General features: G+C 68.0%; 26 protein-coding genes and 3 tRNA genes. 17 read left to right on the forward strand and 12 right to left on the reverse strand.

From position 1 onward, the window contains the following. Window positions 1–155 precede the first annotated feature (155 nt). From ACFP2T_RS41655 to ACFP2T_RS41690, 8 genes are all read right to left on the reverse strand, one after another. Window positions 156–878 (reverse strand): ABC transporter permease, encoded by a 723-nt coding sequence (locus tag ACFP2T_RS41655; protein WP_377432333.1) that lies wholly within the window; start codon window positions 876–878, stop codon window positions 156–158. Next, on the reverse strand, window positions 875–1,678 hold the full coding sequence (locus ACFP2T_RS41660; RefSeq protein ID WP_377432335.1) for a hypothetical protein: 804 nt from the start codon (window positions 1,676–1,678) through the stop codon (window positions 875–877). The genes ACFP2T_RS41655 and ACFP2T_RS41660 overlap by 4 nt, the downstream gene beginning before the upstream one ends. Further along, a complete protein-coding gene (locus tag ACFP2T_RS41665) occupies window positions 1,672–2,382 on the reverse strand; it encodes an ABC transporter ATP-binding protein (protein ID WP_377432336.1) in 711 nt (236 codons plus the stop codon). Before ACFP2T_RS41665 ends, ACFP2T_RS41660 begins: the two co-directional genes overlap by 7 nt. Window positions 2,383–2,441: 59 nt before the next feature. After that, window positions 2,442–3,095 (reverse strand): response regulator, encoded by a 654-nt coding sequence (locus ACFP2T_RS41670; protein ID WP_377432338.1) that lies wholly within the window; start codon window positions 3,093–3,095, stop codon window positions 2,442–2,444. Next, window positions 3,089–4,153: a sensor histidine kinase gene (locus tag ACFP2T_RS41675; protein WP_377432339.1), complete on the reverse strand. Its 1,065-nt coding sequence runs from the start codon at window positions 4,151–4,153 to the stop codon at window positions 3,089–3,091. The genes ACFP2T_RS41670 and ACFP2T_RS41675 overlap by 7 nt, the downstream gene beginning before the upstream one ends. A 379-nt stretch (window positions 4,154–4,532) precedes the next feature. Further along, window positions 4,533–4,649 (reverse strand) — tRNA-Ser (locus tag ACFP2T_RS41680). A gap of 338 nt (window positions 4,650–4,987) precedes the next feature. After that, window positions 4,988–5,437 (reverse strand): hypothetical protein, encoded by a 450-nt coding sequence (locus tag ACFP2T_RS41685; protein WP_377432341.1) that lies wholly within the window; start codon window positions 5,435–5,437, stop codon window positions 4,988–4,990. Between the two features lie 638 nt (window positions 5,438–6,075). Continuing rightward, complete coding sequence (locus ACFP2T_RS41690; protein WP_377432342.1) at window positions 6,076–8,532, reverse strand: tetratricopeptide repeat protein; 2,457 nt, start codon at window positions 8,530–8,532, stop codon at window positions 6,076–6,078. 773 nt (window positions 8,533–9,305) lie between these two features. Between ACFP2T_RS41690 and ACFP2T_RS41695 the strand changes: the two genes are divergently transcribed. Further along, entirely contained in the window at window positions 9,306–9,875 is a 570-nt protein-coding gene (locus ACFP2T_RS41695; RefSeq protein WP_377432343.1) for an HD domain-containing protein, read from the forward strand. On the opposite strand, the gene ACFP2T_RS41700 is transcribed toward ACFP2T_RS41695, so the two are convergent. Together ACFP2T_RS41700 and ACFP2T_RS41705 are read right to left on the reverse strand one after the other, a co-directional pair. Continuing rightward, complete coding sequence (locus ACFP2T_RS41700) at window positions 9,863–10,330, reverse strand: NUDIX hydrolase (protein ID WP_377432345.1); 468 nt, start codon at window positions 10,328–10,330, stop codon at window positions 9,863–9,865. The two genes, ACFP2T_RS41695 and ACFP2T_RS41700, sit on opposite strands and share 13 nt — an antisense overlap. 2 nt (window positions 10,331–10,332) lie before the next feature. Continuing rightward, window positions 10,333–11,094, reverse strand: a complete 762-nt coding sequence (locus tag ACFP2T_RS41705; RefSeq protein WP_377432346.1) for an XRE family transcriptional regulator — start codon at window positions 11,092–11,094, stop codon at window positions 10,333–10,335. 519 nt (window positions 11,095–11,613) lie between these two features. Between ACFP2T_RS41705 and ACFP2T_RS41710 the strand changes: the two genes are divergently transcribed. From ACFP2T_RS41710 to ACFP2T_RS41755, 10 genes are all read left to right on the forward strand, one after another. Then, the gene (locus ACFP2T_RS41710) at window positions 11,614–11,895 is read left to right on the forward strand and encodes a hypothetical protein (RefSeq protein WP_377432348.1); all 282 of its coding nucleotides are present in this window, start codon (window positions 11,614–11,616) and stop codon (window positions 11,893–11,895) included. 599 nt (window positions 11,896–12,494) lie between these two features. Beyond that, window positions 12,495–13,220: a GntR family transcriptional regulator gene (locus ACFP2T_RS41715; protein ID WP_377432350.1), complete on the forward strand. Its 726-nt coding sequence runs from the start codon at window positions 12,495–12,497 to the stop codon at window positions 13,218–13,220. Between the two features lie 126 nt (window positions 13,221–13,346). Continuing rightward, the gene (locus tag ACFP2T_RS41720; protein ID WP_377432352.1) at window positions 13,347–13,769 is read left to right on the forward strand and encodes a hypothetical protein; all 423 of its coding nucleotides are present in this window, start codon (window positions 13,347–13,349) and stop codon (window positions 13,767–13,769) included. Window positions 13,770–13,867: 98 nt separating this feature from the next. Next, a complete protein-coding gene (locus ACFP2T_RS41725) occupies window positions 13,868–14,149 on the forward strand; it encodes a hypothetical protein (protein ID WP_377432354.1) in 282 nt (93 codons plus the stop codon). Continuing rightward, complete coding sequence (locus ACFP2T_RS41730; RefSeq protein ID WP_377432356.1) at window positions 14,149–14,376, forward strand: hypothetical protein; 228 nt, start codon at window positions 14,149–14,151, stop codon at window positions 14,374–14,376. Before ACFP2T_RS41725 ends, ACFP2T_RS41730 begins: the two co-directional genes overlap by 1 nt. 37 nt (window positions 14,377–14,413) lie before the next feature. After that, window positions 14,414–15,847: an FtsK/SpoIIIE domain-containing protein gene (locus ACFP2T_RS41735; RefSeq protein ID WP_377432357.1), complete on the forward strand. Its 1,434-nt coding sequence runs from the start codon at window positions 14,414–14,416 to the stop codon at window positions 15,845–15,847. Then, the gene (locus ACFP2T_RS41740) at window positions 15,844–16,653 is read left to right on the forward strand and encodes a DUF2637 domain-containing protein (RefSeq protein ID WP_377432359.1); all 810 of its coding nucleotides are present in this window, start codon (window positions 15,844–15,846) and stop codon (window positions 16,651–16,653) included. The genes ACFP2T_RS41735 and ACFP2T_RS41740 overlap by 4 nt, the downstream gene beginning before the upstream one ends. A 2-nt stretch (window positions 16,654–16,655) precedes the next feature. Next, window positions 16,656–18,455, forward strand: coding sequence for a replication initiator (locus tag ACFP2T_RS41745; RefSeq protein WP_377432417.1), 1,800 nt, complete (start codon window positions 16,656–16,658; stop codon window positions 18,453–18,455). Between the two features lie 19 nt (window positions 18,456–18,474). Next, complete coding sequence (locus ACFP2T_RS41750; RefSeq protein ID WP_377432361.1) at window positions 18,475–18,693, forward strand: helix-turn-helix domain-containing protein; 219 nt, start codon at window positions 18,475–18,477, stop codon at window positions 18,691–18,693. Beyond that, window positions 18,693–19,907: a tyrosine-type recombinase/integrase gene (locus tag ACFP2T_RS41755; protein ID WP_377432363.1), complete on the forward strand. Its 1,215-nt coding sequence runs from the start codon at window positions 18,693–18,695 to the stop codon at window positions 19,905–19,907. Before ACFP2T_RS41750 ends, ACFP2T_RS41755 begins: the two co-directional genes overlap by 1 nt. A 90-nt stretch (window positions 19,908–19,997) precedes the next feature. On the opposite strand, the gene ACFP2T_RS41760 is transcribed toward ACFP2T_RS41755, so the two are convergent. Further along, window positions 19,998–20,071, reverse strand: a tRNA-Gly gene (locus ACFP2T_RS41760). A 250-nt stretch (window positions 20,072–20,321) separates the two neighbouring features. Between ACFP2T_RS41760 and ACFP2T_RS41765 the strand changes: the two genes are divergently transcribed. The 6 genes from ACFP2T_RS41765 (at window position 20,322) to ACFP2T_RS41790 (ending at window position 25,782) form a co-directional block, all read left to right on the forward strand. After that, window positions 20,322–20,395 (forward strand) — tRNA-Pro (locus ACFP2T_RS41765). Between the two features lie 126 nt (window positions 20,396–20,521). Then, a complete protein-coding gene (gene tig, locus ACFP2T_RS41770) occupies window positions 20,522–21,886 on the forward strand; it encodes a trigger factor (protein ID WP_377432364.1) in 1,365 nt (454 codons plus the stop codon). Between the two features lie 183 nt (window positions 21,887–22,069). Beyond that, window positions 22,070–22,711 carry an ATP-dependent Clp protease proteolytic subunit gene (locus ACFP2T_RS41775; protein WP_377432366.1) on the forward strand — a complete coding sequence of 214 codons (642 nt, stop codon included), beginning with the start codon at window positions 22,070–22,072 and terminating at the stop codon, window positions 22,709–22,711. Between the two features lie 11 nt (window positions 22,712–22,722). Next, window positions 22,723–23,388 carry an ATP-dependent Clp protease proteolytic subunit gene (locus ACFP2T_RS41780; RefSeq protein WP_377432368.1) on the forward strand — a complete coding sequence of 222 codons (666 nt, stop codon included), beginning with the start codon at window positions 22,723–22,725 and terminating at the stop codon, window positions 23,386–23,388. Between the two features lie 214 nt (window positions 23,389–23,602). Further along, window positions 23,603–24,895, forward strand: coding sequence for an ATP-dependent Clp protease ATP-binding subunit ClpX (clpX, locus tag ACFP2T_RS41785; RefSeq protein WP_377432370.1), 1,293 nt, complete (start codon window positions 23,603–23,605; stop codon window positions 24,893–24,895). Between the two features lie 92 nt (window positions 24,896–24,987). After that, window positions 24,988–25,782: a carbon-nitrogen hydrolase family protein gene (locus tag ACFP2T_RS41790; protein WP_377432372.1), complete on the forward strand. Its 795-nt coding sequence runs from the start codon at window positions 24,988–24,990 to the stop codon at window positions 25,780–25,782. A gap of 91 nt (window positions 25,783–25,873) precedes the next feature. Here ACFP2T_RS41790 and ACFP2T_RS41795 read toward each other — a convergent pair whose 3' ends face one another. Beyond that, window positions 25,874–26,095 (reverse strand): hypothetical protein, encoded by a 222-nt coding sequence (locus ACFP2T_RS41795; RefSeq protein WP_377432373.1) that lies wholly within the window; start codon window positions 26,093–26,095, stop codon window positions 25,874–25,876. Between the last annotated feature and the right edge of the window lie 543 nt (window positions 26,096–26,638).

Genomic DNA, 26,638 nt, shown 5'->3' on the forward strand with positions numbered 1-26,638 from the left:
CTCCGGTCGCGGGAGTCGACCGAGGCGGATCGGTTCCCGGCCGGGGGCAAGGACGGGGCCGATGTGTGCGTTGGGCTCGCCGGATCCCGGCGCACAACCTCAAGGCGCAGCAACAGAGGCAGGCGCGACCCGCCGTCCGGTGCCGCGGGGGTCCGTCAGGTGTCACGGCGCACGATCAGGGCCCAGGCGGTACCGACGAACAGCAGCGCCCAGCCGGCGAGCACGAGCAGGCCGGCTGGCCGGCCCAGGGTGGTCGCCGGGTTGTCGGCCCGGCCGAGGAGGCTCAGCGTCGCCTCGTGCGGCAGGAACTTGACGACCTGCGGGAACAGGCCGCCGAGCGTCGTCGACACCAGCACCGGCAGGATGAACAGGACAGCCAGCGGCGTGACGACGCCGCGGGCGAGGAACGCGAAGCCGAAGCCGACCAGGCTCAGCAGCAGGTAGCCGGTCAGCAGCCCGAGCAGCTCGGTGGCGGTGCGGCCCGAGGCAAGATCGCCCGCTGCGATGTGCTGGACGAGCAGGCCGGGCAGCACGGCGGGGATCGCGGCCACCAGGGCGACCGCGGCGCTCACGGCCAGCTTGGAGCCGAACCATCGGGTCCGGTCCGGCACGGCGGCCAGGCTGACCCGGAGCTGGCCACCGCGGTACTCGGTGCCGGCCGCGAAGACCGTGATCGCGATGAACCCGTACGCCGGGGCGAGCATCAGCGTGCCGAACTGGTCGACGGCCACTTCGCCCTCTGCGGTGGCGACCCGGACGACGTCGGTGGCGGCGAGGATGCCGAGCACCGTGTTCGCGACCACCGTGGACGCCAGCGCGATCCAGGCACCCGGCAGCGTACGGATCTTGGTCAGTTCTGCGGTCAGCAGTGCGCTCACCGGGCGTCCCTGCGGTTCAGCAGCAACCCGGCGACCGCGGTGGTGAGCAGTGGCCACAACACCAGTACCGCCAGGGCGTGCGCCGGACCGGCGGTGAGCCGGCTGTCCTGGGGGTTGAGCAGCAGATTGCGCCCGGCACTGAGCGGGAACAGCGCGTCCAGCGCGGGCGCGAACACGGCGAGCACCTGGGTCATGGTGACCGCGATGAGCGCCACGGTGGCGATGATGCCGACCAGGGTGCTACGCGCGATGAGCGTGAGGGCGTACCCGACCAGGGCCGACAGCACGGCGAAGGCCAGGAACCGGCCCTGCCCGAGCAGCGCGTCGCCACTGGCGACGACTCCCGGATCCCAGTCCTCGACAGCGGCGTACATGAAGGCGGTACTGATGCCGGCGATCACCAGCGACACGAACAGCAGGTACGCGGTGACCGCGACGGTCTTCGCGACAACGAGTACGCCCCGGCGCGGCACCACCAGCACCGACTGCCCGAGCTGATGCGCCCGGAATTCCTGACCCGCCAGCACCGCCGCCAGGCTGGGCAGGAACAAACCCATCTGGAACGACGAGGCGACCAGGAGGTCGACGATCGCCTGGTGCGCCGGGCGCGGCTCGCCGGCGAACAGCTCGATGCGGCCGTCCCGGGTGATGTTGTTGACCGCCTCGGTGTTGTGCCGCAGATTCGCCACACAGATCAGCAGGTGCAGGGCGAGGATGACGCCGGTGACGATCCACGTACCGCGCAGCGTGAGGATCTTGGTGAGTTCGGCTCGGGTGGCGGCGAGCACGACGGTCACCACCGGGACCCCTGGTCGCCGGTGAGCGCGAAGAATGCGCTCTCCAGCGACGCGTGCCCCGCGGTGATCTCGTCGAGCGGGCCGTGCGCGGTGATGCGCCCCCGGGCGATCACGACCACCTCGTGGGCGGTGTCGGCCATCTCGGTCATCAGGTGGCTGGACAGCAGCACCGTACGACCTTGGGCGGCGTAGTCACGCAGAAAGGTCCGCACCCAGCGGATCCCGTCGGGGTCCAGGCCGTTGACCGGCTCGTCGAGCACGAGAATCTCCGGATTACCGAGCAGCGCCGCGGCCAGGCCGAGCCGCTGACCCATGCCGAGCGAGAGCTTCTTCACCTGCCGCTTGGCGACACCGCCGAGCCCGACGGCGTCGAGCACCTCGGACACGCGTTGGCGCGGGATCCGGTTGGACTGGGCGATCCAGGTCAGATGGTCGATTGCCCGCCGCTCGGGCACCGGGCCGGCACCGTCCAGCAGGGCACCCACCGTGTGCAGCGGGTAGCGCAGCCTCCGGTACGGCTTGCCATCGATCAGGGCGGTCCCGGCGTCGGACCGGTCCAGGCCCAGCAGGATGCGCAGGGTTGTCGACTTCCCCGCGCCGTTCGGCCCCAGGAAGCCGGTGACCCGTCCGGGCGGAACGCTGAAGCTGATGTCGTCCACGGCGGCTCTGGCCCCGTAGCGCTTGGTGAGATTGGCTATCTCGATCACCCGGCCAGGGTTGCCTCCGAGGCCGGAACGTCGCGTCCCCCAAAAGTGGACAACGCGGGTCAGCGCTGCTCGTGCAGCAGGCCCGCCTCGTAGGCGAGCACGGCCAGTTGGGTGCGGTCCCGCACGTCCAGCTTTGCGAACGTACGGCGCAGATAGGTGCGCACCGTCTCCAGGCTAAGGAATAACTCGTCGGCGATCCGCTGGTTCGAGTAACCGCGCGCGACGTACCGGATGACCTGCACCTCCCGTTCGGAAAGCATCCGCCCGGCGAATGGGTGCCGGCGCTGCGGCCGTTGGGCCGCGAAGGTGTGCAGCAGGCGCGCGGTGACCTCCGGCGCGAGCATCGCGTGCCCGTCGTGCACGGTCCGGACGGCCCGCAGCACCTCCTGCGGGGACGCGTTCTTGAGTAGGAACCCCGAGGCGCCCAGCGCCAACGCCTCCTGCACGTACTCGTCCAGGTGAAACGTGGTCAGCATGACCACCCGGGTGTCGGTGGCCGGCAGGATCCGTCGCACCGCCTCCAACCCGTCGGCGCCGGGCATCTGAACGTCCAGCAGCGCCACGTCGGGCCTCAGCGCGACGCACAGCCGGGCGGCCTCCGCACCGTCGGCGGCCTCGCCAGCGATGCGGAAACCATCGGTGCGGTCGAACAGCTTGCGGTAGATCCCGCGGAAACGCGCGTCGTCGTCCGCGAGCAGGACAGAGATCACCATCGCGAGTCCCTCCGCACCGGTAGCCGCGCCTCGACCTCGAAGCCACCCTCCGCAGTGCCACCCCACGCCACCGTACCGCCCAGCGTCGTGGCGCGTTCTCGCATGCCGCGCAGGCCGTACCCCGTACCGGGGGAGACCGGCGAGGTTCCGGGCGCGCCGCTGTCGCGTACCCGTAGGGCGATCGTCCCCTCGGCCTCCCACAGCTCGACCGTGCAGCGCGCCCGCGGAGCGTGCCGTACCACATTGCTCAGCGCCTCCTGCGCGATCCGCACCACCGCCGCGCCCACCTCGGCGTCGACCGGGCCGTGCGGTTCAAGCCGGGCGTGCACGCTGACTCCCGCGGCACGGGTGGTCGCGATGATCGCGGGCAGCCCGCTCAGCCCGGGTCCGGGATCTCGCAGGGTACGCACGAGGCCCTGCATCTCCTTGAGGGCGCCCCGGGCGTGCGACTCGATGTCGGCGAGAGCCCCGCGCAGTTCGGCCTCGTGAGCATCCGGCAGCCCCCGGGTCACGCCGGCCTCGGCGACGATCACCCCGAGCGTGTGCCCCACGACGTCGTGCATCTCACGGGCCACGTTCAGATGTACCCGCATCCGCTCCGCCTCCTGCGCGGACGCGATCTGTCGGCCGACGGCGGTGCCGACCAACCACGCCGAGCACAACGCGGCCGTGGCCGTGACCACCCGCGTGCCAACGCCGGGCGAAACCCCGGTCACCGCAGCGAGCCCGGCGAGTATGCCGACCAGCGCGATCACCAGCGGCCTGGCGTACGGACCGCGTCGTACGGCCACCGCGTAGAGACACCAGGCGGTGGCCAGCATCGGATCTTGGCAAACGCCAGCGGCGACACCCGTCAGGGTCGTGACCGCGGCCGCCGCGGTTGTCGCGACGGGCGCTCGCGCGTTGAGGACGAGCGCGGCGCCGGTGAGGGCGGCCAGCACGATCCCGGCGCAGGTCCGGGCCCAGCCACCGGCGGCGACGATGGGCGGCACCCAAAGCACGGCGAGCACCAGAATCGCGGCCAGGAGATCCTTGCGCTGCACCGTCACCCTGCTCATCTTGCCAGCGCACCGTCCCGCCGAATTTCCAAGATCGGATGCACTGGCATCGGCGGATCCGAACCCCTCGCACCTGGATGCGCCCCAGTCGGCAGCTACCCAGAGTGACGGCCACCACGACATCGGCGTGCCCCGCCTGCGGCATGAGTAGCCCTGTGTCAAGTGGCGGAGGCGAGAACAGCCTGCAGGGCTCGGTGGCGGGTGGGGTCGTAGGCTACGCCGTCTTGCCAGCAGCGCCAGATCACGTGCAGCCAGGCGCGGGCGAGGTTTGAGGGAGCGGGGAGGGCCGCCTCTTCTTCAATCCCTGCCAAGATCCCTACCAAACGATCATCAGAAGCGATCGACCATAAGATCAACATTGCCTTGAGCAGGCAAAGCATGGAGCGGGCGACGAGAATCGAACTCGCACCGTCAGTTGGGAAGATCGTTTCCGGCTGCCCGGATCTGTCCGGAGTGCCTGGTCGGCGGCGGGGTAGTGGTGACCGCTCCTGCCCGCTGGTGACCGTCTACGGCACCGGCTTATGGCCCGTGAATGGCCCGGCTCGGAGGGCGCGGCCGGCCGGCGTCGTACGGCTTTCCGCCCCGGCCTTCGGGCCGGGGCGGCTTGCCGTGGCGCCGGGTCACCGCGCGTCTGGACTACGTACTCCGGTGGCAAGCCGCGAAGCGGCGCGGCAGCGATCGCCCCGCCCTCGACGACGGCCGACCACCCCCGCGATCGTCACGGCATGCTCGGGCCGGCTCTTCAAGGACGTTGCGCACGACGACGTGCGGCTCCCGTAGTCGGACTCTGCCCGCCGATTCCGCGCTGACAGATTCGCAAGCAACGGAAGAGTCTCAGGCCCGGTCAAGCAGGAACGCGCTTGGGCCATAACTGATCTTCCAGTCCTCGTAGATGCCAAGCCCACCACAGGCCAGGCAGCGGAGTCCAACAAAGACCCAGCGGACATCCCCGTTCTCCCGCAGGGAGTACCCGACGGCACCCGCGAACTCTTCACCGCCGCACGGGCAGGCGCAGTAGTAATCGACCTCGGTGTCGTCGTCCCAGTACTCCTCGCTGTCGGCGATGAACTCGCTCTCCCTGCATGTGAGGCATGTCCGCCGGGCAGCGCTCTCCTCTTCCATGACGGCCACCTCGAACGACCGGCCCCCGCACGAGCGGCACACACACTCGCGTACGGCCTGGACTGGGTACCCACCGGGATCAGGCTGTTGGAGGAAAGCAGCGAGGTCATCGAACGTCGCCCCGCGCTTGCTGAGCCCTGCCGGCGTCTGTTCGTCATGCACGAGGCGAAGATACTGGGCACGTCCGAGCGCTGGGGGTGTCCGAGTCTCTTGCCGTGAGTGCAGCCCACCCCGATGGTCTGGAGACCTGCCCTCAGCCTGTCGCGTGACTTCCGAACGGTCAACAGGTTGTAGCCCGCCGCGCCGGTCGATGCCGGCCGGAGGCCGCCAGCAGGCCGAGCGCGGCGGGCGTGCGCCGCGCTTGCGCGGCGCCTTGATCCTAATGAGAACGTTTCGGCAGTGGACACGTTGAAGCGCGCTGGAGAAGTTGCCTCGACGTCTCGTTTACAAGTTCTGGGCGCTCCGTCTGGGCCGGTCCGCCCACGTCTCTGACGTCGGGCGTTGATCCGCCGCCGACTGGGTTCGGCTCTCGCTGTCCGACCCTGTTGCTGTCGCCGTTGCTGTCGACAGCAACAGGACTGACTTCTTCGGTGTGAACGCGGATGGGCCTCACCGTTGGGTGTTGTCGAACACCGTTCTGTATTGCCGACCATGGCCGCTTTGCTGTCCCATGTCGCCTGCCGCTGGTCATTGCTGCTGCTTTCGCTGCCTCCTGGCTGCCTCACCTCGCCCACCTGACCGTCGCGGCCGGCGCAACCTTCTCACCACCCCAAAGCGGGCAGGGCGTTTAGCGACCAGGCTCATGGCTCCAGCATTTGGAGAACAAGGTCGCGCTGAGTAATGGCTAACTGGCACCCGGGGCTGAGTTCGAGAGCGCGGTTGAGATCGGTAAGCGCGTCCTCATATCGCTCCATCAGCATATAGACCGCAGCACGGCGCTCATGCGCTCCATGACACTTGGGGTCGAGTTCGAGCGAGCGATTGAAGTCGTCAAGCGCCTCCTCATACCGCTCCATTGACATATACGCCTCACCCCGTCTTTCATAGAGATGATGATTCTCGGGGTCAATTCGGAGTGCCTCGTTGAAGTCGTCGAGCGCCTCCTCATATCGCCCCATCGCGTCATAGGTCAGGCCACGATGAGACAAGGAGTACAGACACTTCGGGTCATTTTCGAGAGCGCGTTTAAAGTCGATAAGCGCCTCCTCATGCCGTTTCATCAGTCTATAGGTTTCGGCGCGGCGTTCATACGCCGCATGACAGTCGGGGAGGAGTTCGAGTGAGTGATTAAGGTCCGCGAGCGCCTGCTCGTACCACTTCATTGCCATATGAGTATGGCCGCGATACTCATAAAGAACATGGCTTTCCGGCTCAAGCTCAAGGGCGCGGTTTAAATCTGCGAGCGCCTTTTCATAGCGCCCCATCATCCGGTAGGTCTTACCCCGACCGGTGAGCGCCGGGACGCTGCCCGGGTCAGCCTCGAGGGCACGACCGAAGTCCGCGAGCGCCTCTTCGTAGCGGCCCATGAGTTGGTAGGTCTCGGCACGGTCGACAATTGGCCAGTCCCTATCGGGGGAGAGTTCAATGATGCGGTTGAAGTCCGCGAGTGCTTGTTCGTATTTCCGGCCTCTTCTGTACTGCCTACCACGCGTGGCAAGGGCGATGGTCCGGGTCGCCATGGCAAGGTCAGCTTCTTGCAGCAGAGCGGTAAGGAAACCGATCCTGCCGCTGTCTGCATCGTCGATGTTCGTGTACAGCCGGCCCCCCCAGCGTTGGACGGCCGGGTTGTTGACATCTTGGCCGGCTTGGCGAAGCATCTCGGCCCAACGGCGGGCCATGGTTGCGCCGGCTCTGGCGGCGAAGACGGCGTTTTCGAGGGCGGTGGGGAGTGCGGCAGCGGGGTTCGCACACAGCTCGTGATAGGTCTCTTCGAGGATGTACTCCTGCCAGGTAGCATTCTTCCAGCCGTCGTCGTCTTTCAGAGCCAACTCCTTCCGCCATGCGCGGTACTGTGCGGCGAGCTTGGTGTGCTGCTCACGCCAGATACTCGGGGATTGCCCGCGCTGCAGGCGGATCATGGAGGCACGCACAATGTCGTGGTAGTGACAAACCCCGGCGTTGTGGGTTACAAAGGGCTGCCCACGCAACCAGCTATACAACATCGAAGGGTCCTCGGCCTTTGTGGCGACGGCGAGGATGTCCTGATTCACCCGCCGCGGAAGCGCTCCGGCCAGTGCGGCATTTCGCCGGGACTGGTCGTCCTCCCACTTGAGGAACCGTTCCACTGCGTTACCACTGGGATCACCAACCTCAGCGGAATCAGCGGGACGGTTTTCAGCGAGCATCGCTACCAGCAGCGGCAACCTGCCGGACAGTTCGAGGATGACCCTAATGACCCGATCATCGGTTACCCCCTTGTGGGAGAGCAGCTGGCGGACCTCGACCTCGGTAAACGGGACCAAGGGAATGTCAGCAATCACGTCCAGGTAGGCGGCCCACCGGTTGGGATCGAGCGGGCGCTGCCCGGCCACCGTCACCACCAGGTTCGCCGGCAACTCCCCGTAGCGCGCACCGAGCAGGTCGAGCAGCCAGCCATCCAGCAGCGGCGCGGTCCGCTCGAAAGTGTCCAGGAACAACGCTAGAGGCTGGTTCCGCGCCACCTCCCTCAGTCCTTCGACGAAGACCGGGGTCAACTCTTCGGAGGGGGACAGCAGCAGGTGTATGTCTTTGTCGTGGCCGTGAAACTTGGTGCTCAAAAAGACACGCACTCGGTCGGCTTGTTCCGCGAGGGCGTTCGCATCAATCGCATCGACCACAGCGCCAGCGACGGGAACCTGTCGGGCGGCCCCAAGTCCGATCTTGACAGCAGTTCGCGTTAGGAACGCTGACGCCCCCTCGGGCGCTTGGGGGTCGGCCTCCAGTTCGCGTCGCCGCTGCTGGTAGGTGGCGTACCGCTTCTCGAACTCCTTCAGCCTCGCCCCCTGGTCGGCGAGATTAGCGGCTATCGCCGCCATTGTGTCTGGGACGTCGAAGGCATCCTCATTGGTGTAAGCGGTCAGTGCCGCTTGCTCGCCCGCCACCCGGCGCAATTGCTGAACCAGAAATGTCTTTCCTACCCCGGCATCCCCGTGCACGTTGAACACGAACCGCCGCCGCGCATCGGTCACGGCGAGCCCCAAGTTTTCGCGGAACTGGGCAACCTGGCCGTCTCGACCGACGAAACCAGCCTGTTGCCGACGTTGGATGATCTCCCGCAACGACAGAGCTTCCCTCGCCACTGGCCCCCCTCTGCATAACCGAGATCCGGTCACGGTACAAGATGCCAGACGTTGAAACGGGACCTCGTCAATCGAACTGACCGATCGACGCCTACGCCGAGACGGACAGCGGAACACGCAACGAAGGATGGACATAGCTCGCTCCTGAGCCCAGTGCCATCCCGTCTGCCATCGACCCGGCGTCATGGGGAGCGGGCCGCCGCCCGGCCGCCACGTCAAGCGGACCTTGACGGCTCGCACGGACGCTGGCGGGCCGGGCGGTGGTCTGCTCGGCTTGCCCAGGTCAGTGGCAGGCGGGATGGCCTCTACCGCAACCACCCACGGACCGCGACCCGCCGACGAAGCCCCGGCCATCCTGGAGCCGGAGCGCCCCCGCCGGAGGCGCAGTAACCGCAATCCCGGGACCGCCGCCAGTTCGCCAGCGCGGCCGGCGTGCCCTCCCCTGCGCCGCGCGGGCTCGTGGCCGCGCGGCCCGGCCGGTTGCCGGCCCACCACACCCGGTCAACGCTCCTGTCGTTCCGCGGCGGCCCACCGGGCTTCCCGCTCTCCGCGCCAGCCGCAGAGCGCCAGCGGCAGCGGCCGGCGCGTGCCCAGGCGGCGGCGCGTGCTGCCCGTTGCGGGCCGCCTTGAAGACGTACAGAGACTTTGAACCACTTCGCAGGTAAGCCGGTAGTCGGCGCTACTGCCCAGCCCATCAAGGGCTACTACCTCGGTCGCTGGCAGGCTACTGGTGTGCTCCGTAGGCTTCCCCCATGAAGGCCGATGTCGATGCTGCTCGTGCGCTTGCCCAGCAGCAGCTAGAGGTTGTGCTGCCTCGTCGTTGGCGGCACGTCCAAGCGGTCGCCGCGAAGGCTGAGCAGGCTGCCGGGGCTGTGTCGCCGCTGGACCGGGAGCTTCTGGTTGCTGCGGCTTGGCTGCATGACGTGGGTTACAGCCCGGAGCTGGTGGACACGGGGTTTCACTCGTTGGACGGCGCCCGGTGGCTGCGGCGGCAGGACGTGGATGAACGGCTGTCGGCGTTGGTTGCCCATCACTCTTGCGCGTGGTTGGAGGCGGAGGAGCGTGGGTTAGGTCAGGCATTGGGGGAGGAGTTCGAGCGGGAAGAGTCGCCGGTGACCGACGCCCTCTGCTACGCCGACATGACGACGGGACCGGATGGGCAGAGTTTCGAAGTCCTTGAACGGCTGGCAGAGATTCGGTCGCGGTACGGGTCTGGCCATCTCGTCACCCGGTTCATCACTCGGGCTGAGCCGGAGATTGTCGCGGCGGTAGGGCGTACTGAGGCGCGGCTGAGCGCTGGTCCATCCGTTCAGCCAATGTAGGGGTCGCGGCAGTCGTAGCCGTGCTCGATCCGTAGCCGGACCGATGGGTGTATGTCTAGCTCGTCCAGCTCGTTGCGACCTACCCACCGGACTGCGGTTGACTCGTCGCTAGGGGTCAGGCGCCCACCCCGGTAGCTGGCGCGGAAACAGATGGAGAACTGCTGCCGTACCTCGCCGTTGGAATATTCGGCGACATGGTGTGGGTCGGAGTAGATGCCGACGATGCCGGTCACCTCGACGTCGACGCCCGTCTCCTCCCGCACCTCCCGTACAGCCGTGTCAGCGATGTACTCGCCGATCTCCTGACCGCCGCCAGGGATGGACCACAGCGCGTTGTCGGCCCGTTGAATGAGCAGGACGCGACCTTGGGTGTCCTGTACGAACACGGTGGCGGCGACGACGATGCTGTTGGCCTTTGGGGCGTCGGGCTCGTGGTAGTGGTCGATCCTGGCCATGTCTAGGCTGCTGCCTCCGTCGGCCAAGCGGGGCGTGAGGCGGTCACGACTCGGTCGAAGCTGTCGGCGTACGTGTCAAAGAGGTCGCCGCCGCCGGAGAGCTTACGGAGGTGAATCACCGGAGTGTGCGGCGCAGGGAAGCCGTAGACGTGGGTGTTGACCAGCATTTCGTCATCGAAGCGATAGATCGAGTTATACAGCGTTGTCTGATGGAAGCCCACCTGTACGTTGTCAACGTCTCGTAGATGCCCGTAGTACTGCATGACCTGCTCAATCTTGGCTCTCATGACCCCGGCAGTGCCTTCCTCGACGCTCTTTAGCGCGACCGCGTCCGCGCCTGGGTCACCGAGCAGGATACGAATCTGCACTCCTTCGGCTGCCTTCGCCCTCAACAAGCTGATGAGCTTGGGCTCTTGTTCGACGAGAAATACGCCGGCATACACCAGGATGCCGATCTGAGATTCCGCGTTGCGGAGGAGTCTTCCCCACAGGTCGGGCGGCACGGCTGCGCGTCGGGGGTGAATCTGCACGACTTCGGATTGAGCGATCCGGGCTGCCTTCTCCGGTGAAACCGCGTTGGGCCACAGATACGACTCGCTCTCGCGGACGATGGCGGCGATCGCGTGTCGGTGGCGGGGGTACGGCGTACGGTCCTGCGTCATCCAGCGCTCGACACTCTTTGGGTCGACGCCCAGTTTTTCCGCGATCAAGACAGACGTCAGTCCGTTGCGCAGGAGCGCGTCACGTAGCCGGTCGTTCGGCATGCTCTGTGACCTCCTGTATGGACAGCTAGGGACGACTTCAAGCTAGTTAAGACGTCCCAAGTTGTCTAGCCGTGTGGTCGGCCCGTCTCCTCTTTTGATCAACCCTGTTGATGCAGGCCCGGTCGTGGGTCGCTAGCGGGTCTAACTGGGGAGAGTCCGATGCCACACGCGGCAGGAGTCGCAAACGATCCGCAAGGCGTCCCGGGCGAGCCGGGACGGACCGACGGAGGTGCGGTCGCGTCGGCTGTCACGGCGGCCTCGGTGTCGACCTGCTCCTACTGCTCCGGCGCTGGCTGGAAGTACGTCACGCGGAGAGCGGCGCTTCGGGTGGTGGCGCAGTCGTCTGGGCCGTTGCGGTCCTTAGCGCGGCGATCGTGTCTGGACTGTTCGGGTACGGGTCGGGTGGCGGCCTCGTGAGCTGGGCGTCGGGGTGGGTGCCGGCGCCTGGCCGTTGGGTCGACCACGGCCGTCTGAATGCCCGTCCGCCTCGACGCCTTCCACTGACTGGAGGGGCACGGGATGGTTCCGAGACCGGGTGAAGTTCTGCTGCTGGACGGACGGGCGTCGGTCCAGTTCGCCGGAGGTCGAACGCTGCTGCTGCGGGTGGCCGTCGTATCGGGCTATCCGACGTACCACGGCTGGTGCTGGCTGACCGGATACGTCCTGGACCAGTCGGGCCGGGCGGTCGACCGGCGCGAGGTCTTCGAGCGCCTCGCCGGTCTCTGCTTCGTCTCCACGCGGTCCCGCCGGCCCGGCCGATCCGTCGTCGCTCCGGCGGCGATCGGGGGACGTGGTGTTTGACGTACGGGTCCAGCTCGGTGAGGTGATCCGGATCGCCACTGCGGATCGGTTCCGTCCAACCGATGGCCCGGTCGCCCTGTGGGTGACCGGCGTACGCCTGGTGACGAACCGACCTGAGCAGCACGAGTGGGTGTGGCTGGAGGGCGTCAAGATTTGTCAGGACGGCCGGTCGGGCGACCAGGCGCAGATCCTCGTCCGCGCCTCCTTGCTGTCAGCCTGCCCACCTGATCCGCCCCGCGCTACACCGTGAGCGTCTACCTGACCCCTGCCGAGCAAACGGACCTGTGGGCGGCGCAGAAGCAGTTTGACCAGCACACCCCGTTGAGCGGAGACGGCCGCTGCGCCGGCTGCCATGAGCGAGGCCCCTGCGCGCGGCGGCGGGCAGCCTTGTGGGTCTTCGGCCGATACCACCGACTCCCCAAGCGTCGACCCGGCGCGTCCCGCCCGGATCTGATCAGCGTTCCATCCTCGTGGTCGGGATGGTTCTCGCCCGTTCGGGGCGCTCGGCCGAACGGCTGACCAAGCTTGTGTCGTCATGCTGGCAGGCTCTACGCTCCTGTCTTGACATGCTGTGATCTTTGACGGTGGGGTGGCCCGCGATGGCGTACGAGATTCCGACGCCGAAATACCTGCGCGTGTTGAACACGCTGCGGGAACGCATCGAGAACGACACGTACGCGCCGGGTGCGGCGCTGCCGTCGGAGAGTCAACTCTGTACTGAGTTCGGGGTGTCCCGGCCCACCGTGCTCAAGGCCCTGGGCATCTTGAAGCAGGACGGCTGGATCGAGTCCCAGCAGGGCAAGGGCAGCTTCGTGCGTGGTCGTCCGCCGTCCGGTCGTACCTCTCCCGAGTACGCCCGGGATGCCGTCGAGCTGGACGAGACGGGTGAGGTGGAGGTCCTGCATGTCGGCCCGGTGCTCGCCTCTGCCCGTATCGCGGCTGAGCTGCGGATTCCGGAGGGAACCCCGGTCTACGAACGGCGGCGCCGGACCATGTCGACGTCGGGGCCGGTGGACCTGGTGGCCACGTTCGTGCCGGTTGACATCGCCGTCGGCACCGGGGTCATCAAGGCTGATCCGATCGCCGGTGGCCTGCTGGAGCACATCAGCCGGGCCAAGAGCCTGCGGGGGGACTACGCCACCGAGCGGATGACTGCCCGGCGGGCCAGCCCGGATGAGGCGAAAGCCTTGGACGTCGCGGCAGATGAGCCGGTGCTCAGTGTCGTGCTGACCGTGCACCAGGCATCGGGTGACCCGATCCTGACCTCCGTCCTCGTCATGCCGGGGAGCCGGCACGAGATCGAGGACACCTACCCGCTGTCCTGACGGGACAGCTTCCGCAATCCCATCGATCTTTCTTCGATCGATCCCTTGCTTGTCTTTACAAGCTGACGTAACTTAGTAGCTCAACCGGATGTCATGGTGGCGTCTTGTGAAGCTAGGAGGCACGTCGTGGTTCCGCTGACGTTGAAGGTTCCGGTTCCGTTCGAGTACGTCTTCCCGGCTGGGGCGCTCTGCCTCGGCGTCGCACCGCAGGTCGACTTTGACCGGCGCGGCCAGGGCGACGACCAGGCGCGAGACAAGGAGACCGGAGAACGGGTCTGGCTGGTCCGGGTGCTCGACCTGGACCCGGAGGCGGGCAAGTTCGGCCGTTCTACCGAGGTCAAAGTGAAGGTGATCGCGCCGCAGCAGCCGGTCCCGCCATCTTCGACCGTGCCCGGCTACCCGCCGTCGATCCAGTTCGAGGGCCTGACCCTAACTCCGTACGTCGATTCGCAGCGGTGCAAGGCGACCGGGCAGTGCAAGGCCCGGATGGCGTACTCGTTGCGTGCTTCCGCCATGGTCCCGGCCGCCGCCTTCGCCGCTGCCGCCTGACCACAGAACCGCACAGCACGCGGGGCGGGCCGTTTCCCCGCCAAGAGTCCCGGCTCGCCCCGCGTCATAGCCCACCCCTCATCTCGAAGGAGGGCCTTGTGCCCACCGTAGTTCCCCCTGCCCGGAACCCGTTCACCCCCACCGACGAGCGACCGGCAGACGACCACCGGACGACGTTCTGCGCCGATCTGTCCGCGCTTCTGCGGACCATGCCGGGCCTGTCCACCACCCGTGAGGAGCGGGCGGACTGGTTCGACCGCAAGGCCGACCTGTTGGACCGGGTCGCTGTCGAAGATCCGAGTTGCGACCACGCTGAGGTGTCGGAGTTGGCGCGGGTTGCCCGTGCCAAGGCCGACGAGCTGCGGCGGGGGTGCTCCTGATGGCCCGTACCCGTTTTCCCAGCCTGCGGCACCTGGCCTGGGACCTGCTCGCGGCCTCACGGCGACTGCTGGGGCTGCGGCCGGCTGCGCTGCTGGTGGATGAGATCCGCTGTCCGCACTGTGGTGAGTGGGTGAAGCCGCGCAGGTTCGATCTGCAACACATGGCGTGCCGCACCTGCCTGACCACCCTGGCGCGGCCTCGGCGTACCCGGGGCCTGCTGTGGTAGCCGCCGGCCTGGCCGCGACTCGGGGCGGTGAGCGCCTGTGCCGTTGATCAATGTGATTCCGGGGGAGAAGATCCCGGTTGCGCCGATGAACCTGCGGTTGCCGGTGTGGCGGGTGCCCGGTTGGCTGCTGCCGCTGTGGTGGCTGGCGCGGGGTCTGGTCCGTCTCACGATCCTGGCGGTCCGGTACTGGTGGCTGACCGGCCCGGCCGTCGCAGCCCTGTGGGTGTACGCCCGGTACGGGCGCCTGATCCTGGCCGGCGTGGTCCTGGCCGTCACCGTTGCCTGTGTCGCCTGGTGGCGGTGGCATCCGGCCTCGTGGCTGCGGTTCGGCTGGTACCCGGTCGTTGCCCGGTGGCGGCGGTTGTGGGTGTACCGGCGGCGCTGGCCGTCGATCATGGCGACCTGCGGCCTCGCGACTGCGTTTGCCGGGGATCGGTACGTGCCGCACCTGGTCAAGGTGCGGTGTGACCGGTATGTGGATGAGGTCACGGTCCGGATGCTGCCCGGCCAGTTGCCCGACGACTGGGCGCGGGCGGCACAGCGACTGGCGTACGCGTTCCGGCTGCGGGACGGCCAGGCACGAACCACGGACCGGCCGGATCGGGTGGTGCTGCGGTTCCTGCGCCGTGACCCGCTCGCCGCCACCGTGGCCCCGCTCCCGGTACCCGACGTGCCGGACTTCACCGCGCTCGTGTTGGGGGTGCGGGAGGACGGGGCGCCGTACCGGCTGCGACTGACCGGCTCGCATGTGCTGGTAGCGGGCGCGACGAACTCCGGCAAGGGCTCGGTGTTGTGGTCGCTGATCGCCGCCCTGGCCGGCGGGGTCCGGTCCGGGCTGGTCGAACTGTGGGTGTTCGACCCCAAGGGCGGCATGGAACTCGCGGCCGGGCTGCCGCTGTTCGCCCGGTTCGCCTACGACGACCCGGAGAGCATGGCAGGCGTCCTGGAAGAGGCCGTGAAACGGATGCGGCTGCGGGCGGCCCGGCTACGCGGTGTCGCCCGGCAACACACCCCGACCCCGGACGATCCGCTGATCGTGGTCGTGGTCGATGAGCTGGCGTCGCTGACCGCGTACATCTCCGACCGCAAGGTCAAGGAACGGATCAAGGACGCGCTCAGCCTGCTGCTCAGTCAGGGGCGGGCGGTCGGGGTGCGCGTAATCGCGGCGTTGCAGGACCCGCGCAAGGACGTGCTGCCGTTCCGGGACCTGTTCCCGACCCGGATCGGGCTCCGGCTGACCGAGCCGGAGCAATGCGACCTCGTCCTCGGCGACGGCGCACGCGACCGGGGCGCGACCTGCGACCAGATCCCCGAATCGGCGGCCGGGGTCGGATACGTGGCCCTGGACGGCGTGCGGGAACCGGTCCGGGTCCGGTTCTCCTACCTCACCGACGACCACATCCGCGACCTCGGCCGCACCTACCGCCGACTCTGCGCCACCGACCAGGAGCCTCAGGAGGAAACGGCATGACCGGCACCAAGACGCGGGCCGAGCGGGTGGAGGGTGTCGTCCTGGTCGCCATCCTTCTCGTCGTGGGCGGGCTGGCCGGGGCGGCGTCGTTCACCCACGTGCATGACTGGACCATGGCGAACTCGCCTGCTGGTACGGGGGACTGGTTCGGCTGGGCCAACGCGGCGATCTCCGAGCTGATCCCGCTCGCCGCCCTGCTCACCATCCGCCGACGGCGGCGCACGGGCGGGCCGATCGGCTACCCGATGTTCCTCCTCGTCGCCGCCGTGGCGTTGTCGCTGTCGGCGCAACTCGCGGTGGCCAAGCCGGGCCTGTCCGGCTGGCTGCTGTCCGCCGTCCCCGCCCTGGCGTTCCTCGGCCTGTCCAAACTCGTCCTCACCACCGCGCCCGCCCCGTCCTCACAGTCGTCCTCGGCAACCCTGGCGGCTCCGGCGAGCCTCGCCAACGAGGACGGTGCTCGTCCTGACCCCGTACCCGCCCAGGTCACCGACCAGGACGAGCAGGACGGGACCAACGAGGTTCAGGACGGCGGGGACGGGCCGCAGGACGACGGCCAGGCACCTGGCGTCGAACTGGTCCGGCTCGCCCGACGGCACGCGGCCGAGCACCGGGCCGCGACCGGTCGGCCGATCACCCGCGACGAACTCCGCGCAACCCTGCGAGTCGCCAACGGCACCGCGTCGGAACTCCTCCGGCTGATTCGGGAACCGGACCGGCCGGCGCTCGTCCCCGTCCCAGCGGCGGCGTTCCCAGCTCGCAACGGCACCCGACCCGATCCCTCCATCCCGGCGGTGGCGGGGCAGTGAGCGTGACTCAACTCGAACTCGTCCCGACCGTCTCGGCTACCCGAGAGAATCCGCGGCCGGGGTCGCGCGCCGACCGGATGCGTAAGCCGCTGGCCAAGGACGCGCTCAAACAGCTCGCCGAACAACACGGCGTCTGCGTCCGTCCGCTCGCCCTACGCCGCACTGATACCGAAACTGGGGTGACCGAGGTCGTAGAGGTGCCCTGCGGCGCCACCCTGGCCGTCAAGTGCAAGCCCTGCGCCGAACGCGGGCGGCGGCTGCGGATCCAGCAGATCCGGGAGGGCTGGCACCTCGCCGACGAACCTGCCATCCGCCCTGAGCACCCGAGCGAAGACGTCCTCGCCCTGGTCCGGGTCCGGGCACACATGGAGTTCGAGCGGGAAGCGCTCCAGTACCAACCGATGCACCCCGACGAACGCGCCGCACAGGTCGCCGACCTCGACGCCGGCATTGTCCAGCTGGATGAGGCCCTGGGGGAGACGGACCTGCGGGGGCACCTCACGCCCCGGGAAAGGACTGACCGGCCACGCCGGAAACGGTCCACGAAACGGCGGCAGGACTCACCCGACCTGCCCCGGCTGCCCGTCGATCCGCGTACGGTCGGCCGCGCCTACTCGGGCCGGGCCGGGAAAACGTACCGGCCGTCGATGCTGATCACGCTCACCCTCGACTCACACGGCCCGGTGCACTCCCACCTACGCCGGGGCGCCTACGTCGCACCCTGCGAGTGCGGGCAGCGACACGGCCCACATGATGATGTGCTCGGCACCCCGGTCAACCCGACCAGCTACGACTACCGACGGGCGGCACTCGACTCGATCCACTTCGCCCGGGTCCTCGATCGGTGGTGGCAGAACGTCCGCCGTGCCGCTGGCTGGAACGTCCAATACGCCGGAGCCGTCGAGCTACAACGGCGGTTGGCGCCTCACGCGCACTTCGCGATCCGGGGCACCCTCCCGCGACGGCTGCTCAAGCAGATCGCGGCCGCGACCTATCACCAGGTGTGGTGGCCCGCCTTCGACGAACCGACCTACACCGTCGACAAGCCACCGGTCTGGGACGTCGAGCAACAGGCGTACGTCGACCCGAAAACGCGGGAGCCGCTGACCCCGTGGGCGTACGCGCTCGACGAGCTGGAGGAACCCGACGCCCGGCCGGCATACGTGGCCCGGCTTGGTCGGATCGACGCCCGGGGTATCGAGCAGGGCACCCGCGACGCGGAACGGTCGATCCGGTACGTGACGAAGTACGTCACCAAGGACCTGACCGACCAAGTCAAGGCACGGTCCGACCCGCAGAAGGCGCACTTCGATCGCCTAAACGCCGAACTCTCCGTGCTGCCCTGCTCGCCGACCTGCGCGAACTGGCTGCTCTACGGCGTCCAGCCCGACGGGGTAAAGGCGGGCTTAACCCCCGGCCGGTGCACCGGGAAGGTCCACCAACGTTCGACGCTCGGCTTCACCGGCCGGCGGGTCCTCGTCTCCCGGCAGTGGTCCGGCAAGACCCTGGCCGACCATCGCGCGGACAACCGGGCCTGGATCCGCGCCGTCCTCGCCGGAGGCATGGCCGACACCGACCCCGACGCCCAGGGCGACGAGCACGGCCAGGCGGCGGCCGACACCCCAGAGCGGTACCGGTTCGAGCTGGCCCGGCCCGAGGACCCGGACGTCCTGCCCCTGGAACACCGGATCCTGCGCGCCGTTTCCGCACGCATCCGCTGGCGAACAGACCTCGACGCGGCTCGGCAACGCGCTGCCCATGGTCTTTCGGCAACTGCCCCGACTCTCGTCTCTGCTGCCTGACCCGAGAAGGAGGAACCGGATGGACGACGAGCTGTTGACCGCCGATGAGGTCGCCGCTCGCCTCCGAGCAACACCGCGATTCGTGCGGCGGCTGGTCGCCGAACGACGGATCGCGTTCGTCAAGGTCGGTCGCCTGGTGCGCTTCGAGGCGTCGGCCGTCACCGCGTACATCGACAACAACCGGGTCGTCCCGATGACCCGCGCGCATCTGCGTACTTACCTGGGGGAGGTCGCCTGATGGCGGGCAGCAAGAACGGCCGGCGGCGTTTCGGCAACATCCGGAAGCGGACCTCGGGCCGATTCCAAGCGCGGTACATCGGTCCCGATGGGATCGAGCGGACAGCGCCGCACACCTTCGCCACCGAGCGGGAGGCAACCCGGTGGCTGACGCTGGTCGAGTCAGAGATCATCAAGGGCGACTGGACGGCACCGGAGGCCGGTGAGGTCCAACTCGGCCCGTACGGACAGAAGTGGATCGCCGAGCGGAAGCTCCAGCCGCGTACCCGGGAGAACTACGAAGACCTGTTCCGGCTGCACATCCGCCCGCACCTCGGCGCGCTGGCCCTGGGCGACGTCAAGCCCCAGACCATCCGAAGCTGGCGCAAGCGGCTGCTCGACGGCGGCACCTCCGAACCTCAGGCGGTCAAGGCATACTCGCTGCTGCGGGCGATCCTCAACACCGCCGTCAAGGAAGACGAGATCATTCGGCAGAACCCGTGCCGGATCTCGGGCTATGACCGCTATCACACTCCGGAGCGGCCGGTGGCGACCGTCGGCCAGGTCCTCGCGCTCGCTGAGCAGATGCCGGCCCGCTTCGCGGCGCTGATCATCGTCGCCGCGTTCTCCGGTCTCCGCTGGGGCGAGTTGGCGGCGCTGCGCCGGTCCGATGTCGACCTGGCGGCCGGCACGGTGCGGGTACCCCGCAAGCTGGCGGCGCTGCGCAACCGGATGGAGTTCGGCGCTCCCAAGTCAGAGGCCAGCAACCGGACCGTCACCCTCCCGGCGGCGGCCCGCTCCGTCCTCGCCGCGCACCTGGTCGAGTTCGCGGGGGAGGAGCTGGACGCGCTGGTGTTCACCGGTGACAAGGGGGCGATGCTGCGGACCGGCAACTTCCGCCGGGCGGTCGACTGGGCGGCGGCGCTGCGGGCGGCTGGCATGCCGGTCGGCTTCCACTTCCACGATCTCCGGCACACCGGGAACAACCTGGCGGCGTCGACCGGGGCCAGCACCCGTGACCTGATGCACCGGATGGGTCACGCCAGCATGCGGGCCGCACTCATCTACCAACACGCGAACAGCGAGCGGGACCGGGAGATCGCCGCCGGCATGGACCGCCGGATCGCCAAGGCCCAACCTAAGGCCCAACCCAAGGCCAAGAAGGCGACTCGGAAGCGGCGGAGGGATGGTGACCCGGACGACGGGCCAGCCGGCGTAGCGGCCCGGATCGGCTAATGGCCCGTGAATGGCCCGCAAGATCGATAACAGCTAGAAACAGAACGGCCCAGGCTCGACGAAACTGCCGCTGACCTGGGCCGGAACCTTTGGAGCGGGCGACGAGAATCGAACTCGCACCGTCAGTTTGGAAGACTGAAGCTCTGCCATTGAGCTACGCCCGCGCTCGTCCCGGTCTCCCGTGACGCGACCGATAGCCTAACGCGTCGCCCCGGCGGGTGGGTACCGGCATCCCGTCGAGCGGCCGGCGGACGCCTCACCTGGCCACTATCCCGACTCTCGGGCGCCCCACCACACGGCAAGATCAGCTCTCTCCGTACTCCAAGATCGAGCTGGATTCGGACGACACGGCGCCGGTGTGCGGAGACCGGGCGGGCGGGACCCCGAGGGGACGGCATACACTCTTCCACGCCACGGGGTGTGGCGCAGCTTGGTAGCGCACTCGCTTTGGGAGCGAGGGGCCGTGGGTTCAAATCCCGCCACCCCGACTGTCGTCCGCCGCTGCGGGGCGAGCCTGTTACCCCGCGCCGCCGGACAGCCATGCCGGCTCGCCTACACTCGATGGGCTGAATCCGGCCCAGAATAAAGATCGAGATCCGTCAAGGAGTACGCCTGTGAAGAGCACCGTCGAGACTCTGAGCCCGACGCGCGTGCGGCTCGCCATCGAGGTGCCGTTCGTCGAGCTCGAGCCGAGCCTCAAGAAGGCGTACCGGGAGATCGGCTCGCAGGTCACTGTGCCGGGCTTCCGGCGCGGCAAGGTACCGGCCTCGGTGATCGACCAGCGGGTCGGTCGGGGCACGGTGCTCAACGAGGCCGTCCAGGATGCGATCCCGGACAACATCCTCGCCGCGGTCCGTGAGCACGACGTGAAGACGTTGGGCCGGCCCGAGGTGGAGATCACCGAGTTCAACGACGGCGACGCGCTGAAGTTCACCGCCGAGGTCGACGTCCGCCCGGAGATCACGCTGCCCGACCTCTCCACCGTCGAGGTGACGGTGGACGAGCTGCAGATCGACGAGGACGAGATCGACCAGCAGGTCGCCAGCCTGCGGGAGCGGTTCGCCACGCTGAAGACCGTCGAGCGGCCCGCCCAGGACGGCGACTACGTGCAGATCGACCTCGCCGCGACCGTCGACGGCGAGGAGGTGCCGGGCGGCTCGGCGACCAACATCTCGCACGAGGTCGGCAGCAAGCAGCTCCTGCCGGGGCTGGACGAGGTCCTGGTCGGCGTCTCGGCCGGCGAGTCGAAGACCTTCGTGACGCAGCTCGTGGGCGGCGACTTCGCCGGCCGGGACGCCGACGTCGCGGTGACGGTCCGCACCGTCAAGGAGAAGGAACTTCCCGCCCTGGACGACGAGTTCGCGCAGCTGGCGAGCGAGTTCGACACCCTCGAGGAGCTTCGCGGCGACGTCCGCGAGCGGGTGAGCAAGTCGAAGAAGGTCGAGCAGATCTACGCCGCCCGGGACCGCGCCCTGGAGCAGATGGTCGCCGCCGCCGACGTGCCCGCCCCGGAGGGTGTTGTCCGCGAGGAGGTCGAGCACCGCAAGCAGGCGATGGTCGACCAGCTGGAGCGGATCGGCGCCTCCCTGGAGGAGTACCTCACCTCCGAGGAGAAGACCGAGGAGCAGATCGACGCCGAGCTGACCGAGGCGGCCACCGAGGGCGTCAAGATCCAGCTGCTCCTGGACACCCTGGCCGACGCCGAGGAGGTGCAGGTTTCCGACGACGAGTTCGGTCACGAGATCGTGCACCGCGCCCAGCGTGCCGGGATGGCCCCGCAGCAGTACTACGACCAGCTCGTCCGCTCCGGCGCGGCCGGGGCCGTCTTCGGCGACGTCCGCCGGGGCAAGGCCCTCGCGATGGTGATGGAGCGCATCAAGATCTCCGACTCGGCGGGCAATCCGGTCAACCTGGAGGAGCTCCGCGCCGCGAGCGGTGAAGATCAAGACCACGAACACGACCACGATCACGAGCACTGAGCCGCGCGGGGGTCGACCGCCGGGCCCGGGCCTTTCCGGGCCGGGCCCGATCGGACAAAACCCCTGGGCGTACGCCTCCGGCGGCAACTGCGCTGATAGCGAACAGTGCCCGGACAGGGGCGTTACGACCCCGGTCAGCGGTTAGTGTCGGGCGTAAGACGGCACGGAGAGCGAAGGGCTGCCATGACTGGTTCAGACTTCTCAGCTATGCCCCTGCGGGTGATCGAAGCCCGCGGTGGGGACGCAATTGGCAACCTCGACGACTCGGTCTACAACCGGCTGCTCAAAGAGCGGATCATCTTCCTGGGCAGCGAGGTGACGGACCAGGTCGCCAACCGCATCTGCGCCCAGTTGCTGCTGCTCGCCGCGGAGGACCCGGAGCGCGACATCAACCTGTGGATCAACTCGCCGGGTGGCTCGGTCTACTCCGGCATGGCGATCTACGACACCATGCAATTCATCGACAACGACGTCTCGACCGTCGCCATGGGCATGGCCGCCTCGATGGGCCAGCTCCTGCTCTGCGCCGGTACCAAGGGCAAGCGGTACGCCCTGCCGCACGCGCGGATCATGATGCACCAGCCGTCCGGTGGCATGGGTGGCACGGCATCCGACATCGCCATTCAGGCCGAGCAGATGCTCTACACCAAGCGGATGTTCCAGGAGCGGGTTTCCTTCCACACCGGCCAGGAGCAGGCACAGATCGAGGCCGACTCGGACCGTGACCGCTGGTTCACCGCGACCGAGGCCAAGGACTACGGCTTCATCGACAAGGTGATCTCCGGAGCCACCCAGGTTCCGGAAGGCGCCGGGACCCTGAGCTGAGGAGCTTGACGATGACTGACCCGAACCTGCTGTCCGGCGGCTTCGAACCGGTGCACAACCGGTACGTCCTGCCGTCCTTCGTCGAGCGCACGTCGTACGGCGTGAAGGAGTCGAACCCCTACAACAAGCTGTTCGAGGACCGGATCATCTTCCTCGGGGTCCAGGTGGACGACGCGTCGGCCAACGACGTGATGGCCCAGCTGCTGACCCTGGAGGGCACCGACCCGGACCGCGACATCATCATGTACATCAACTCGCCCGGCGGCTCGTTCACGGCCATGACGGCGATCTACGACACCATGCAGTACGTCCGGCCGGACATCCAGACCGTCTGCCTCGGGCAGGCGGCCAGTGCCGCCGCGGTGCTGCTCGCCGCCGGTACGCCCGGCAAGCGGATGGCGCTGCCGAACTCCCGGATCATCATCCACCAGCCGGCCACCGAGGGCGGCTACGGGCAGGGCTCGGACATCGAGATCCAGGCCCGGGAGATCCTGCGGATGCGTACGCAGCTGGAGGAGATGATCTCGCGGCACGCCAACCAGCCGATCGAGCGGGTTCGTCGTGACATCGACCGTGACAAAATCATGACGGCCGAGGAGTCGCGCGAGTACGGGCTGGTCGACACCATCCTGACCAGCCGAAAGAAGGGTCTTCTCGCGGCCAACGCCTCGAGCTGATCAACTCGGGTCAGAGGCCGGCCGGGCGGCGATACGGCGGTCGGCCTCTGACACACCCGTTTTGGGGGTCGGAGAAACCTCGCGCAGCGGGTAACGTCGGTCCTGCACCGCCCACCGCCGGTCGGGACCGGCCGGCACGAAAGATCGACGGGGTGTACCGTCCGCAGGCCAGTTGCCTTTCCGAGGCTGGCCGATGAGCGCAGGGAGAACGTAGGTGGCACGGATCGGCGACGGTGGCGACCTACTCAAGTGCTCCTTCTGTGGCAAGTCGCAGAAGCAGGTCAAGAAGCTCATCGCGGGGCCCGGGGTCTACATCTGTGACGAGTGCATAGACCTCTGCAACGAGATCATCGAAGAGGAGTTGGCCGAGTCCGGCGAGGTGAAGTGGGAAGAGCTTCCCAAGCCGATGGAGATCTGCCAGTTCCTCGACTCGTACGTGGTCGGCCAGGACCAGGCGAAGAAGGCACTCGCGGTCGCGGTCTACAACCACTACAAGCGGATCCAGGCCGAGGGCGCCAGCGGGCCCGGCGCGGGCGACGCGGTGGAACTGGCCAAGTCCAACATCCTGCTGATCGGCCCCACCGGGTGCGGGAAGACACACCTGGCCCAGACGCTGGCCCGGATGCTGAACGTGCCGTTCGCCATCGCCGACGCGACCGCGTTGACCGAGGCCGGCTACGTCGGTGAGGACGTCGAGAACATCCTCCTCAAGCTGATCCAGGCCGCCGACTACGACATCAAGCGGGCCGAGACCGGCATCATCTACATCGACGAGGTCGACAAGATCGCCCGCAAGTCGGAGAACCCGTCGATCACCCGGGACGTCTCGGGCGAGGGCGTACAGCAGGCGCTGCTCAAGATCTTGGAAGGCACGGTGGCGAACGTGCCGCCGCAGGGCGGTCGTAAGCACCCGCACCAGGAGTTCATCCAGATCGACACCACCAACGTGCTGTTCATCTGCGGCGGCGCGTTCGCGGGGTTGGACCAGATCATCGAGGCGCGGACCGGTCAGGGCGGGCTGGGCTTCGGTGCCCACCTCCGATCGGTCTCGGAGCGTTCCACCGACGATATCTTCGGTCGCGTCATGCCGGAGGACATGCTCAAGTTCGGCCTGATCCCCGAGTTCATCGGCCGGTTGCCGGTGATCACGAACGTCCGCAGCCTCAACCGCGAGGCGCTGGTGCGGATCCTGACCGAGCCCCGCAACGCCCTGGTCCGGCAGTACCAACGCCTCTTCGAGATCGACGGTGTCGAGCTGGAGTTCGAGCCGGCGGCGCTGGAGGCGATCGCGGACCAGGCGATGCTGCGCGGCACGGGTGCCCGAGGACTGCGCGCCATTCTCGAAGAGGTCCTCCTCTCCGTGATGTACGAGGTCCCCAGCAACCCGAACGCGGCCCGTGTCCTGATCACCCGGGGCGTCGTCCTGGAGAACGTCAACCCGACGATCGTTCCGCGCGAGTTCACCGGTCGCCGGGCCCGTCGTGAGCGCGAGGAGCGGTCGGCCTGACGGTCGGCCTACGGGGTCGGACGGGACCGGGCCGTCAGCGGCTCCGGTTGGACAGTCTGGTCAGCCGTACCCCGTCGCCGTAGGCTCTCGGCATGCGCGTCGCCGTCTGCCAACTCAATGCCCGCGACGACCGGAAGGCGAACCTGGCCGCCGCCGGCGAGCTGCTCGGTAGGGCCGCGGCCGCCGGTGCGGACCTCGCGATCCTTCCGGAGTACGTCGACTACCTCGGCCCGTCGAGCGGCCTGCCGGAGCCCGAACCGACGGATGGCGAGTTCGCCGAGTTCTTCAGCGCCGCCGCTGCGCAGTACGGCATGTGGGTACTCGCGGGATCGTTCCACGAGACCGGTCCGGACGAGGAGCACACGTACAACACGTCGCTGGTCTTCGACCGCGGCGGCGCGCTCGCGGCGACGTACCGGAAGATCCACCTGTACGACGTGCAGATCCCCGGTCGGGTCTCCTATCTGGAATCCCGGAACGTGGCCGCCGGCACCGAACCGATGGTGGTGGACGTCGACGGCGTACCGGTGGGCCTGTCGATCTGCTACGACCTACGTTTCCCCGAGCTGTACCGACAGCTGGCCGTCGGTGGAGCGCAACTGCTGGTGGTTCCCGCCGCGTTCATGATGCACACCGGACGGGACCACTGGGAGGTGCTGCTGCGCGCCCGGGCGATCGAGAACCAGTGCTACGTGGCGGCGGCGGGCCAGATCGGCGATCACGATCCGGGACGTACCTGTTTCGGCCGCAGCATGGTGATCGACCCTTGGGGGACGATCCTCGGCCAGGCGCCCGACACCGTCGGCGTCGTGGTGGTGGACCTGGACTTCGACCGGTTGCGCGAGATCCGCTCGGAACTGCCCAGCCTGGCCAACCGCCGGCTCTGAGCCGACCGCCGGCTTACGCCGCCGAGTTCGCCGCCGGGCCCGTCGGTAGTTCCCCGCCCCGGCGCGGCCGGTGTCGCCACACCGCCGTGGTTCATTGCAGCAATACCCCGACCACGGCCAGCCCGACGATCACCGATGCGGTGACCAGCAGGCCGGTGGTCATCCTGGACATGCCCCGCCGGGCCAGCCGACGTACCGACGCGATCAGGGCCAGCAGTACGAAACCGCCGATCACCAGTTGCCAGATCGGTAGCAGGAGAGCCGAGATGCTGTCTTGCGCCACGACGATGTCGGTGTCGCTGGGTGCGGCCATGGTTGCCACTCTGGCACGCTCGGCCAGGTCTGACACGGACAACCAGGCCCCGCCGGGGTAACGGACGCCGAAGGGGAGGCGGACGTCGATTTGCGTCGAGCGGGCCGGCAGCGTAACTTTCTCTTTGCAAGCGGGAACCCGGACGGATGGCCGGGCCGCGAACACTCCGGTCTCACGAAGGCAGCTGCCGGCGGGGGACGGGAACGGGTGGTGCGCTCAGCCGGATGAAGTTCAGGTTGAGATTGCGAGACCAACCGGGTAGAGTACTTGAGGCCGGCAGGAGCCGGGCAGATGTGCCGGAAGCGGCCATCGGCCGGTCTGCAGGCTTCCCCCTTACGAAACGACCACCGGATCACGGTGTGCGTCAGCACGGGGACACTCGGGCGAAGCAGATCGAGACTGAAGTTTAGGCTTGACACTGCGACACCGACCGGGTAGATTAGGCGAGTTGCCCCGAGGACGGGCCCAAAGTTTGGGACGCGATCGGTGTGTGTTTGTTCTTTGAGAACTCAACAGGGTGCTTGATAAGCCAGTGCCAAAATG

The organism is Plantactinospora solaniradicis (assembly GCF_042658085.1).
Taxonomy (GTDB): Bacteria; Actinomycetota; Actinomycetes; order Mycobacteriales; family Micromonosporaceae; genus Plantactinospora; species Plantactinospora solaniradicis.